The organism is Ensifer sp. ENS06, assembly GCF_014852205.1.
Lineage (GTDB): Bacteria > Pseudomonadota > Alphaproteobacteria > Rhizobiales > Rhizobiaceae > Ensifer > Ensifer adhaerens.
This window is the reverse complement of record NZ_JACVBC010000024.1, coordinates 44,270-55,513: the sequence shown is the minus strand read 5'-3', so window position 1 is coordinate 55,513 and position 11,244 is coordinate 44,270. Positions and strand designations below refer to the sequence as shown.

Annotated in this window: 12 protein-coding genes; 9 read left to right on the top strand and 3 right to left on the bottom strand. The window is 62.0% G+C overall.

Going from position 1 to position 11,244, the window contains the following annotated elements:
• Positions 1–232, bottom strand: a 232-nt coding sequence (locus tag IB279_RS35800; protein WP_192341173.1) for an aldehyde dehydrogenase family protein, incomplete at its 3' end; no start/stop codon positions are given.
• Between the two features lie 220 nt (positions 233–452).
• On the opposite strand from IB279_RS35800, the gene IB279_RS35795 reads away from it, so the two are divergent.
• The 8 genes from IB279_RS35795 (at position 453) to IB279_RS35760 (ending at position 8,884) form a co-directional block, all read left to right on the top strand.
• The gene (locus IB279_RS35795) at positions 453–1,487 is read left to right on the top strand and encodes an ABC transporter substrate-binding protein (protein ID WP_060518084.1); all 1,035 of its coding nucleotides are present in this window, start codon (positions 453–455) and stop codon (positions 1,485–1,487) included.
• Between the two features lie 4 nt (positions 1,488–1,491).
• Positions 1,492–2,295 carry an ABC transporter ATP-binding protein gene (locus tag IB279_RS35790; protein WP_034796056.1) on the top strand — a complete coding sequence of 268 codons (804 nt, stop codon included), beginning with the start codon at positions 1,492–1,494 and terminating at the stop codon, positions 2,293–2,295.
• Positions 2,295–3,131, top strand: a complete 837-nt coding sequence (locus IB279_RS35785; RefSeq protein WP_034796058.1) for an ABC transporter permease — start codon at positions 2,295–2,297, stop codon at positions 3,129–3,131. The genes IB279_RS35790 and IB279_RS35785 overlap by 1 nt, the downstream gene beginning before the upstream one ends.
• 112 nt (positions 3,132–3,243) lie before the next feature.
• A complete protein-coding gene (locus tag IB279_RS35780; RefSeq protein ID WP_136181205.1) occupies positions 3,244–4,599 on the top strand; it encodes an FAD-dependent oxidoreductase in 1,356 nt (451 codons plus the stop codon).
• A complete protein-coding gene (locus IB279_RS35775; protein WP_060518083.1) occupies positions 4,596–5,753 on the top strand; it encodes a CaiB/BaiF CoA-transferase family protein in 1,158 nt (385 codons plus the stop codon). The genes IB279_RS35780 and IB279_RS35775 overlap by 4 nt, the downstream gene beginning before the upstream one ends.
• Positions 5,750–6,523, top strand: coding sequence for an enoyl-CoA hydratase-related protein (locus IB279_RS35770; RefSeq protein ID WP_127890514.1), 774 nt, complete (start codon positions 5,750–5,752; stop codon positions 6,521–6,523). Before IB279_RS35775 ends, IB279_RS35770 begins: the two co-directional genes overlap by 4 nt.
• A 43-nt stretch (positions 6,524–6,566) precedes the next feature.
• A complete protein-coding gene (locus IB279_RS35765) occupies positions 6,567–7,490 on the top strand; it encodes a LysR family transcriptional regulator (protein WP_127890515.1) in 924 nt (307 codons plus the stop codon).
• On the top strand, positions 7,487–8,884 hold the full coding sequence (locus IB279_RS35760; protein WP_192341171.1) for an amidohydrolase family protein: 1,398 nt from the start codon (positions 7,487–7,489) through the stop codon (positions 8,882–8,884). Before IB279_RS35765 ends, IB279_RS35760 begins: the two co-directional genes overlap by 4 nt.
• Positions 8,885–8,940: 56 nt before the next feature.
• On the opposite strand, the gene fdxA is transcribed toward IB279_RS35760, so the two are convergent.
• Complete coding sequence (gene fdxA / locus IB279_RS35755; protein WP_034796100.1) at positions 8,941–9,279, bottom strand: ferredoxin; 339 nt, start codon at positions 9,277–9,279, stop codon at positions 8,941–8,943.
• 251 nt (positions 9,280–9,530) lie between these two features.
• Positions 9,531–10,163, bottom strand: a complete 633-nt coding sequence (locus IB279_RS35750) for a TetR family transcriptional regulator C-terminal domain-containing protein (RefSeq protein ID WP_113188474.1) — start codon at positions 10,161–10,163, stop codon at positions 9,531–9,533.
• A gap of 253 nt (positions 10,164–10,416) precedes the next feature.
• On the opposite strand from IB279_RS35750, the gene IB279_RS35745 reads away from it, so the two are divergent.
• Positions 10,417–11,244: a uracil-DNA glycosylase gene (locus IB279_RS35745; protein WP_127890538.1), complete on the top strand. Its 828-nt coding sequence runs from the start codon at positions 10,417–10,419 to the stop codon at positions 11,242–11,244.

Genomic DNA, 11,244 nt, shown 5'->3' with positions numbered 1-11,244 from the left:
TGCGCGCAAGGATCTCGTCGGCGGTCTTCCTCAGGATCGCGTGGCGCTCGAGAATACCCGAGCGCGACCAGGCCGGAAACGCCGCCTTGGCGGCAGCGATCGCTGCGCGCGCATCCTCGGCTGACGCGCGGGCGTATTCGCCGACCACGTCGTTGGTATCGGACGGGTTGATGTTGCGGAACGCTTCGCTACCGGCGATCCATTCCCCATCGATCAGGTTTTTCTGCACCATATCTATCCTCCGCGGCGCTCACACTTTGATCATGTCTCTGCTTATCGGATGCGATGGATCCGGCAGAAAGAACAATCTTTCGACCCCGCCATTGCCAAAACGGCAAACCTAAATTCCGACCCGAGCGTTGCCGTATCGGCAATACCAACCGCTAAAAATTGTGCTTTATGAGATGCCAAATTCCATCATCATCGCTCCCATAACAAGCAAGGGGAACGATATGTCTCGTTTTATGATGAACCGCCGAGGTTTCCTTTCGAATGCGGCCGCAATGGGCGCGATTGCCGCAACCCATAGCCTCATCAATGTTTCACCAGGCCTTGCGGCCGATTCCGCGACGATACGCATGCAGCTCGGTTGGCTGCCATCGAACGGGCTTCTCGGAGAGCTCGTGGCCCGCAAGAAGGGTTACTACGCCGAGAAGAGCATAGAGCTCGAAATCGTGCCCGGCGGACCGAATGTCGATGGTGTTGCGGGTGTTGCCGTTGGCCAGTCGACCATCGGTCAGATTTCCTCCAGCCCGTCAGTCATGCTGGCTCGTTCGGCCGGCGCACCGATCAAGGCATTTGCCGCCGGCTACCAAAAGCATCCCTTCGCCTATTTCTCTCGCAAGGCAAATCCGATCGCCAAGCCTCAGGACATGATTGGCAAGACGATCGCCGCGATCCCGACCTCGGTCATTCTTCTGCGCGCGCTTCTCGCCAAGAACGGCATATCGGAAGACCAGGTCAAGATCGTCAACATGGGCTCGGACATGAACCAGCTCGTGACCGGCCAGGCCGATGCGGTCTGTGGCTGGCTGACGAACGTCAACGCCCTGAAAGTGCTTGGGGATGACCGGGTCGATCTGACGCTCTGGGATGGCGGTATCCGGCTTTATGCCAACGTCTACTATACCACCGACGACCAGTTGCAAAATCACGCGGACCAGCTCGCAGCCTTCGTATCCAGTTCGGCGCGCGGGTGGGGTTATGCCCGCGACCATCAGGAAGAGGCCGTCGACATCCTGCTTGAATCCTACCCCAACCTCGACAAGGCGAGCGAGCTGGAGGCCATCGGACCGCTGATGAAGTTCGTGTTCAACGAAACCACCGCGAGCGAGGGTTGGGGAGGCATGGACCAGGCAAACTGGGCGGAGCAAATCAAGACCTATGCGGACCTCGGCCAGTTCACAGGTCCGGTTCCCAACGTCGACGACGTCTACACAATGGCAATCCTGGATGCGACAGCCGATGTCCGCAAGAGCGTAGGATAAGGCGATGTTGGAAACGCTTATCAGACCCGGCCAGGCTTCGCTCGGCAACGCCGCGGTGTCGGTGAAAAACCTTCACATTCGCTTTGGCGCGGATGATTCAGGCTTCACCGCACTCTCCGATGTCTCGGTCGAGATACCGGCCGGCTCGCTCGTGACAATGCTCGGCCCATCCGGCTGCGGCAAGTCGACTTTGCTGCGTACGGTCGCGGATCTCGTGCACATCACCGACGGTTCGGTGTCCGTCCATGGCCAGACACCGCGCAAGGCGCGCGAGGGACGCGATTTCGCCTTCGTCTTCCAGGAAGCGACGCTGCTGCCGTGGCGCAATGTGATCGACAATGTGCGTCTCCCGCTGCTGGTGGGGAAACGCGAACCGGGCGCGACCTATGCCGATCCGGAAGAGCTTCTCGCCCTCGTGGGCTTGAAGGGGCGCGAGAAGGCGATGCCGCACGAATTGTCGGGCGGCCAGCGCCAGCGCGTGGCGATCGCCCGGGCACTGGTGACCCGCCCGCGTATTCTCTTGATGGACGAGCCTTTCGGCGCGCTCGACGAGATCACGCGCGACAAGCTGAACGAAGAACTGCTGCGCCTCTGGCAGGAAACCGGCACGACGATCCTCTTCGTCACCCATTCGATCCCCGAGGCCGTCTTCCTCGGTCAACATGTGCTGATGCTCGCCGCCCATCCCGGCCGCGTCAAAGAGTTCATGAAAGTCGACTTGCCCTACCCGCGAACTCTCGCGATGCGCGACACGGTCGAGTTCATCCAGGTGACCGCCCACCTGCGCAAACTTTTGGGAGAATGCTGATGGCGAATGCCCTTCCTTCACAGGCGGAAGGCCGCGCTTTGACCGACGGCAACCGGTTCCGGATACTCGATGGTCTTGCCGCTGCGATCCTGCGACATCTTCCGGCGACACTCGCGATCCTTGGCTGCATCCTTTTGTGGCAACTCGTCGTCTGGGGTTTTTCGGTGCCGACCTTCATGGCGCCCGGACCGGTCGACGTCATCAAGGCCTTCGGCGAAAACGCCGGCGTGCTCTGGACGAACTTCTGGCCGACGCTCATGGAGGCCGTTCTCGGTTTTATCTTCGGCAATGTCATCGCCGTCCTTCTGGCGGTCTGGTTCGTCTATAGCCCGCTCGCGGAACGCGCCTTCTATCCGATCGCCGTCATCATCAAGTCGATCCCGATCATCGCGCTTGCCCCGATCCTGGTGCTGCTTGTCGGCAACGGCATCGCGCCGAAGATCATCATCGCCGGCCTGATCTGCTTCTTCCCGACGCTGGTCAACATGGTGCAGGGACTGAAGTCGGCGAGCCCCGCAATGCTCGACCTGATGCGCATCCTGTCTGCCAGCAATTCCGAAATCTTCTGGAAGGTTCGCCTGCCGGGCTCGCTGCCCTTTCTGTTCGCCGCGCTGAAGATTGCGGCAACCAGCAGCGTGATGGGCGCGATCGTCGCCGAATGGATCGGCTCCAGCTACGGTCTCGGTGCGCTGATCATCGAGGCGACCTACAATTTCCGCTCGCCGCTGCTTTACGCGACGGTGGTGATTGCGGCCTCGCTTGCCGTGGTTCTCTTCTTTGCCGTCTCCTACGCGGAATCGAAGATCGTCCGCTGGAAACCGACGACAGACCACTGACCCCCAAACCCTTTGCTGCCGGACCTGGATAACCGGGTCCGGTCAACCGACGAAGTCACTGGCTGTGAGCTCCTCACATTTCGCCGGACACGTCCCCTATGGAGGAACGACCATGGAAACAATCAGAGAACCCCTGCGCAATGCCCGGGTCGTCGACCGCTCGGACGTCGTCGTCGTCGGCGGTGGACCGGCTGGGATCTCCGCCGCGGTTTCGGCGGCACGCACCGGAGCCAGCGTCACGCTTATCGAACGCTATCCCTATGTCGGTGGCCTTGCCGCAGGCGGTATGGTTCTGGTGCTCGACGACATGGTCAACGGCGTCGAAATCACCGTGCGTGGCATCTGCATGGAAATGATCGAACGGATGAAGACGCTCGGCCTTTGCGTCACGCCGACGGATGGCGACCGCCAGCTCGATATTCGCGATACGCCGGAAGCCTGGCAAAGATGGGCGCGCTGGGGCCTGTTCGACTTCCACACGCCGTCTGCGCCGCACCCGATCTGCTATGCGGCCGCCTTCGATCCGGACGCCTTCAAGCGCGTCTCCTATGACATCCTGCGCGAATCCGGCGTGAAGCTGAGGACCCATAGCTGGTTCTCCTCGGCGATCGTCGAGAACGGCACGATCAAGGGTGTGGTTTGCCAGACGAAATCCGGCCGCGAGGCCATCATGGGCGACGTCGTCATCGACGCCTCGGGCGACCTCGACGTCGCGGCCGATGCCGGCGCCCAGCATACGGACGGCAATTTCATCCTGACGACGGTTTCCCGCTGGGGGGGCATCGACACTGAAGCCGCCGAGCGCTTCGAATTTGAGGAACCCGAAAAGTTCAAGGCAATCGACCACGAGGCCAAGCGTCTGATTGGCGGTTGCTGGTCGTTCTGGTGGCTGAAGACCCCGCTGCCGGGCGTCATCTGGCTCAACTGCCCGCACATCCCGAAGCTCTCTGGCCTCCGTGTCGAAGACTTAACCTATGCGGAACTCGAGGGCCGTGGCCGCATTGCCCGCCTGCTCGACTTCGCCCGCGCCAACCTGCCGGGCTTCGAAAATGCCCATGTGATCGACTTTGCGCCGCAGACGGGCGTGCGCCAGTCGCGACTGCTCCAGGGCGAATATGTCGTCACCAAGGACGACGTGATGAACCGCCAGCACTTCACCGACACAGTGTGCCGTGGCCGCGACTACTACACGCCCTATAGGGCCATGCTGCCCAAGGAGGTCGATCAGTTGATCGTCGCAGGCCGGCATTATTCCGCGACCATTCAGGCGCAAAAATCGAGCCGCGAGATCCCGCCCTGCATGGCGATGGGCGAGGCGGCCGGTGTTGCCGCCACCGTCGCGCTCAATGCCGGCGTCAAGGTGCGAGACGCCGACGTCAAGGCGATCCAGAAGCAGCTGCGGGCGCAGGGCGCCGATCCCGGCGACGTACCATCCGAAAATGCAACCTATCTGGAGGCCGCAGAATGACGTCTCTTCCCCTCGACGGTATCCGCGTCGTCGACTTTACCCAGGTCATGCTTGGCCCGTGCTGCACGCAGATGCTGGCCGATTACGGCGCCGAGGTCATCAAGGTCGAAAAGGCCAAGATCGGCGACCTCTCGCGCTGGTCGCTGGGCTCCGACCCGGATGGCCTCAACAATCCGGTTTTCTCCTCGCTCAACCGCAACAAGAAGAGCCTTGCACTCGACCTCAAGCAGGACGAGGCGCGGGCAGCCGTCCGCGCGCTGATCGACACTGCCGACGTGGTCGTCAACAATTTCCGTCCTGACGTCATGGAGCGCATGGGTTTCGGCTATGAAGAGCTGAAGCGGACAAACCCACGGCTGATCTACGCCGTCGGCACGGGCTTCGGCCTTGAAGGCCCCTACCGGCACAAGGGCGGGCAGGACATCTTGGCGCAGGCGCTTTCGGGCGTCATGCGGCGCAAGTCCGACGCGAGCCATCCGCTGTCGATCTACGCGACGCCGCTTGCCGACTACTCGGCCGGCATGCACCTGGTGCAGGGCATTCTGCTTGCCTTGCTGCATCGCGAAAAGACCGGGCACGGCCAGCAAGTGGCGGTCAGCCTCTACAGTTCGATGCTCGCCATGCAGATGCAGGAAGGCACCACGCACATGATGCGGGAAAAGGACCTGAACTGGGGCGCCTTCCCGCTGACGGGCGTGTTCGAGACGACCGACGGCGCCATCGTCATGGTCGGTGCCTTCAAGCAGAATCCGCTGCGCGACATCTGCAATGCCCTTGAGATCGAGGACCTGTCCCTCCAGCCGCAATTTGTCGATTTCGACGCGCAGATGCAGCGCCGTCCGGATTTGCAGCAAATCTTCCGCGAGGCGTTCGCAAAAAACAGCAGCGCCCATTGGCTCGGCCGCTTGGAACAGGTGGACATTCTCTGCGCACCGGTACGCTCGCTTCCCGAAGCCCTTAACGACGAACAGACGACGATCAACGGCATGATCCTGGACGCGGGAGAGACGAAGGCCGGTCCGATCCGGCTGGTTGGTTCGCCGATCGACATGTCGGCGGCGACCGTGACGGTTCGCATCGCGCCGCCGACGCTCGGCGAGCACAATGACGAGATCCTTTCGGGGCTTTCGGTTCGTCAGGGAGATGCGGCATGAGCGTCACTTTCGTGGTAGAGGATCGCGTCGCAAGCGTCACTCTCAACCGTCCCGAGCGGATGAACGCGGTGGATGCCGCAACCGAGCGCGAACTGGATGCGATCTGGGAGGAGATCGAAGCACGCGACGATATCAGCTGCGTCGTCTTGACGGGCGCCGGCGAACGGGCGTTCTGCGCCGGGGCGGATCTGAAGGGGGCTGAAAAGACCGGCCTTGATTACTGGACCGAAAGCCGGCCGAACGGCTTTGGAGGACTGGCCTTTCGCCGCTCTCTGGATGTTCCTGTCATCGCGAGGGTCAATGGCTATGCGCTCGGTGGTGGATTCGAGATGGTTCTCGGCTGCGATATCGTCATAGCTTCGACGGAGGCGGCCTTCGGCCTGCCCGAGGCTCGCGTCGGGCGCCTGCCGCTCGATGGCGGCATGGTGCTTCTTCAGCGCAGGGTCCCGCACAACCTTGCCATGGGTGTGCTGTTGACCGGTCGGCGGTTCTCGGCCGCCGAGATGCACGCCTTTGGTATCGTCAACGAACTTGCCGAACCGGGCGAGCTCGACGCGGCCGTCTCCCGCTGGGTGAAGGAAATCGTCGCCTGTGCGCCGCTCTCGCTGCGCGCCATCAAGCAGACGGTCAATCGCACCGGACACCTGTCTCCGGCGGAAGCCCAGGGATTACGCACGCCCGCGCTTGTGAAGGCGCTGAACAGCGAGGATGCGCTGGAAGGTGTGCGCGCTTTTCGGGAGAAGCGCGCGCCCGTTTGGAGGGGACGGTGAGCGTGTTATAGGTCGGGGCCTAGGGGAGGAGGGGTCCAATCGAATGCACGCCAGCATCCTGAAATACTTCGTCTCGGTCGCTCGGTCCGGGTCCATTCGCAAGGCCTCCGAGGAGCTTCATGTCGCATCCTCGGCGGTCAGCCGGCAGATCAAGAAACTGGAGGACGAGCTTGGGATCGCGCTCTTCGAGCGGCTCTCGAATGGTCTGAGGCTGACTGTTGCCGGGGAAAACGTGCTGCGCCACGCCCGGGTGACGCTGGAAAATTTCGAACTGCTGCGCAGCGACCTCGGCGCCCTGCAGGGGAAAAAGACCGGTCGCGTGCAGATGTCCTGCCTCGATAGCCTGGCGATCCAATTCCTGCCGGACATGGTCAACGCGTTCCACAGTATCCATCCCGGCGTGAGCTTTCACATCCACACCGCCGGCCACGGCAATATCAGCAGCCTGGTCGCCGAGGGCGATGTCGATATGGGCCTGACCTTCGATCTGGCCCGGCCTGACGATACCGAGATGCTCTTTCGCGTGCCGATGCCGCTGATGGCCTTCGTCGGACGGGAACATCCGCTGGCCAAACAGCGGCAGGTTTCGCTTGCCGAATGCGCCCAGTACGACCTTCTCCTGCAGCTCGACACGCAACCGATCCGCTCTCTCATCGAAATCGAACTCTCGGTCTTCGAGCGGACCGGGCGGCCTTTTGTTCTCTCGAACAGCCAGATGATGCTCAAACCTTTCATCCTGTCCGGTCAGGGCGTGGCTTTCTTCACGCCGATCGGTTTCCTCGCCGAGATCAGATCGGGCGATCTCGTCGCCATACCGCTTTCCGGCTCGCGCCTTCAGAACCTGCATGTCGGGATTCTGGTGCAGCGACGCCGGCAGCGCACGCATGCGGCGGAAGCCGTCATCGAATTTGTCGGCACGGAACTGCAGAGGTTCAGCGACCAGATCATGGAGGCGATCCATCCATGAATACAGCATCCGTTCCCGGGCGACTTCTCTTGCGACCGGGCCACGAGGCCGCAGGGCGCACGCAAAATCTGTTGGATCATTTGCCTGAGAACGCCTCATGGACGACGATCCCGGCTGGTGCTCTGCTTATGCCGCCGCCCGTCAACGCCCATGACCATGGTTATGGCATCCGCACGCTCGATTTTGGCAACGCGGACGATGCCCTGGAAGTGTGGATCCCGGGACTTCGGCTTCGGCCGCGAACCGAGCCCTATCTGGAGGCGCTGGTGGCCTTCTCAAGGTTGGCCCAAACGGGCGTCGGCGCGACCATGCATTGCCATAATTCTTTGAACATCGACCGTCTCGTCGACGAGGCAGGCGCGGTCATGCGCGCGGCGTGCGACGCAGGCATAAGGCTTGCGCTTTCCTGCCCGCTTCTCGACTACGATCCGTGGGCCTATGACGGCGGGCCTCAGCGATTGCGGCCATATCTTGATCCGGCAGACTGGGACGATCTCAGCGGCTCGATCCCGAGCTATGCGTCGCCATCGGTGCAGATCTCGGCAGCCGACGCGGTCGCTGCGGCCAACACAAGTCCGTTGCTCGATGTGCAGTATGGTCCGATCGGGCCGCAATGGTGTTCCAACGCACTGCTCGAAGCGATCGCCGAGGCCTCTCACGCAACCGGCCGACGCATTCACATGCATCTCCTTGAAAGCCCGAGGCAGAGGCAATGGCTGGATCGGCGCTTTCCGCAAGGGGTTGTCCGATACCTCGACGAGATCGGCTTCCTGTCGCCCCGCCTCGCCGTCGCCCACGGCGTCCAGCTGCGACCGGACGAGTTGGAGCTGCTGGCTGCGCGCGGCGTGCAGCTCGTTTCGAACCCGTCGGCGAATTTGCGCCTGCGTTCAGGCGTGGCGCCGGTCGCCACCATTCCGCCAAGCGGCCCCGCTTTCGCGTTCGGCCTCGACGGAACGGGCTTTGACGATGACCAGGATCTCTGGCGCGAATTGCGCCTTGCCCATCTGCTGCATGGCGGCCGCGACCTGACGCGAACCTTTACGGCGGGACGTGTCTTCGATGCCGCGATCCATGTCGGCGCCAAGGTGGTGAACGCCCCGGCGAACGAAGACCTGGTGCTCGTGGACTATGCTGCGCTGATTGCCGACAGCCTGATGGACGACCTGGATGAAGCGGAGGTGCTGCTTACCCGGATGACCGCCGCGGATGCAAAGGCGCTCTATGTCGGCGGACAGGAGATCCTGTGCGATGGACGGTTGACCCGGGTCGATTTCGAGGCTGCCCGGGCCGAACTCCTGCAGCAGGCGCGCGCTGACCTTCCGCGGCTGACCGCCGAGCGCGGACGCGTGACCAAACTGGCCGCGGCAACAAGGGCCTATTACGCCAGCTGGTGAGCGCGGCGACAAGGCGGTAGGCGTCACCCTCTGGTCTCCTATAGGGGGCGGACTTGCTAAGCGATCGCGGCTGCCTTCTCGAAGGCGGCAACGAAAGGATGGTCCTGCGTCGTGGAGCACTCCTTGCTCCAGCCGCCGGGCGACCCCATCCCCGTGACATCGGACCCGAAGAACTCCTTGTTCACAGCGATGAAGTGGCGCTGGTTGTTTGGTATCTCCTGATCCCAGGCAATGGCATCGACGGGACAGATCGAAAGACAGAGCCCGCAATTTATGCATTCGTCGGGGTGGATGTAGAAGGTGCGGCCACCCTCGTAAATGCAGTCCACAGGGCAGGCGGCGGTGCAGTCGCCATCCTTCACGTCGATGCAGGGTTCGGTAATGACATAGGCCATCTTGCGGATCTCTGAAGAGTTGCTTGCACGGCCAATTATCCAGAGTTTCCCTTGCCGAAGAAGCACAGATATTCGCAAGGTCGATTGCCAAAAAGGCAACGTCCGGGGCCCGTTCTCTCGTGGTTGGGCCTGTCGCCATGGAGAAGTGCTGCACAAGCGCGAGCCGTGGAGCGCGCGTGATCGCCCGGCCGCGGAGTGTCGGCAGGTCACGCCGGCGGAGGATCGTGGCAGGGGGCTTGTTCGCCTGTCGGCTAGGGCTGCCGGAGAATGCCTCTCAGGATCGTCTCGGTGATCGTGGTGGCTGCCTTTTCATAGTCATCGGCTTTCAATCGGGGCTTTCTGAGCGCATCGACGGCAACCGGTTCGAAGTCCGAGTAAAACTGCGTCGACGCCCAGAGCATGATGAAAAGGTGGCGCGGATCGACCGGCAGCATCTTACCGGCGGCGATCCAGCCCTCGACGACGGCCACATGGGTATCCGTGACCTGGCGGATGTGCTCGCGATCCTTCCTGGACAGGAAGCGCGCGCCCTGAATGATCTCGCTGGCAAAGAGTCGGGATTCGGCCATGTTCTTGCGCGTGTATTCCAGCTTCGCCTTGATGTAGAGCTTGAAAGCTTCCGCCGGCTCACGTTCGGGCGAGATGTATTTCAGCGCATCATCCCAGCTGGCGAGCAGATGGGCGATGATGGCGGTATAGATCTCCTCCTTGGACGAGAAGTAGTAGTAGACATTTGCCTTGGGCAGCCCCGAAGCCTCGGCAATCTCGGCGATGCGCGTGCCGTCGAAGCCCTTGCGGGCGAAGATTTCGATCCCGGCCTTGATGATGAGCCGCATGTTGCGTTCGCGGATGCGCTCGTCGGGATCTCGTACTGCCCTTGCCATATGGTTTCGCCTCCATCTCGCTTCGCACCAGGCAATCGTGCGTGGTGGCGGGACTGCTTTCGCAATTGCCGCGTTTTCCAGCGAAAAGCAAGCGTATCGACCTTCGCCAGAAAGTTGACGATATGGTCAGAAAAACTTGACCGAGTCGTCATTTTTTATCTTTTTGAAAGTTGACACTTTGGTCAGCTTTTGTCTAGTCTCACCTTCAACGAACGGAACAGGAGCCGTGATGCCGATGCGCTTGAGGGAGGCAATGGCGGAAACGTTTGCAGGCTGGGAGAACGACCTTCCGCCTGTGTGGCGCGATGCGCTCGGCGCCGTCGGCGACGATTTCTCCCGTATCGATGCGGACCTTGAGCTTGAGCCATGGGAGCCGATCTTCCCGGTGCGACGCGGCAGGGTTTTTCCTGGCCAGCCACGGGGCGCGCATGCGCTGGCGGCGTTCGACGGCATTGCACCCGATGGCGTGCGCTGCCTCGTGCTTGGGCAAGATCCTTATCCAGAGCCGGGTTTTGCGACGGGGCGCGCGTTCGAGGCGGGCAATCTGGCCGTGTGGGGCGAGCTGGACAAGATGTTCTCAAAGAGCATCCGCGCCTATATGCAGCTGATCGCGGCTGCACGCCTCGGTGACGAGGATCTCGCGCGCGATTTCAGCCGGTGGCCGGATGTGCGGCATCTGCTTTGCGATCCCGCAGGGTCGTTCGAGGCGCCGAGCCTGATTGCAGATCGTTGGGTCAAGGAGGGAGTCCTCCTGCTCAATGCGTCGCTGACGCTTTCTCGCTTTCGCGTCGATATCGATCCGCACCAGTCGCGCGGTCACCTTGCCTTCTGGCGGCCGTTGATGCTGCGCGTGGTCGAAACGCTTTTGGCTCGCGGTAAGCCGGTCGTCTTCCTCGGGTTCGGTGCCGCGGCGTCTGACATCTTTGCAGAAGCGGGCGTTGCCGAGGGACGCATGGGCCATGTCGCCTATATCCAGCGCGAACATCCCGCCTTTGCCGACAAGGTGCTCGGCCGGGAAAATCCTTTCCTTCTTAGCAATTCTCATCTGGAGGCGATGGGTGACCGACCCATCGCATGGTGA

What these genes read in the sequence shown, in the direction of transcription:
- IB279_RS35795 (WP_060518084.1), top strand. Translation starts at nt 453, where the DNA reads ATGTCTCGTTTTATGATGAACCGCCGAGGTTTCCTTTCGAATGCGGCC.
- IB279_RS35790 (WP_034796056.1), top strand. Translation starts at nt 1,492, where the DNA reads ATGTTGGAAACGCTTATCAGACCCGGCCAGGCTTCGCTCGGCAACGCC.
- IB279_RS35785 (WP_034796058.1), top strand. Translation starts at nt 2,295, where the DNA reads ATGGCGAATGCCCTTCCTTCACAGGCGGAAGGCCGCGCTTTGACCGAC.
- IB279_RS35780 (WP_136181205.1), top strand. Translation starts at nt 3,244, where the DNA reads ATGGAAACAATCAGAGAACCCCTGCGCAATGCCCGGGTCGTCGACCGC.
- IB279_RS35775 (WP_060518083.1), top strand. Translation starts at nt 4,596, where the DNA reads ATGACGTCTCTTCCCCTCGACGGTATCCGCGTCGTCGACTTTACCCAG.
- IB279_RS35770 (WP_127890514.1), top strand. Translation starts at nt 5,750, where the DNA reads ATGAGCGTCACTTTCGTGGTAGAGGATCGCGTCGCAAGCGTCACTCTC.
- IB279_RS35765 (WP_127890515.1), top strand. Translation starts at nt 6,567, where the DNA reads ATGCACGCCAGCATCCTGAAATACTTCGTCTCGGTCGCTCGGTCCGGG.
- IB279_RS35760 (WP_192341171.1), top strand. Translation starts at nt 7,487, where the DNA reads ATGAATACAGCATCCGTTCCCGGGCGACTTCTCTTGCGACCGGGCCAC.
- fdxA (WP_034796100.1), bottom strand. Translation starts at nt 9,279, where the DNA reads ATGGCCTATGTCATTACCGAACCCTGCATCGACGTGAAGGATGGCGAC.
- IB279_RS35750 (WP_113188474.1), bottom strand. Translation starts at nt 10,163, where the DNA reads ATGGCAAGGGCAGTACGAGATCCCGACGAGCGCATCCGCGAACGCAAC.
- IB279_RS35745 (WP_127890538.1), top strand. Translation starts at nt 10,417, where the DNA reads ATGGCGGAAACGTTTGCAGGCTGGGAGAACGACCTTCCGCCTGTGTGG.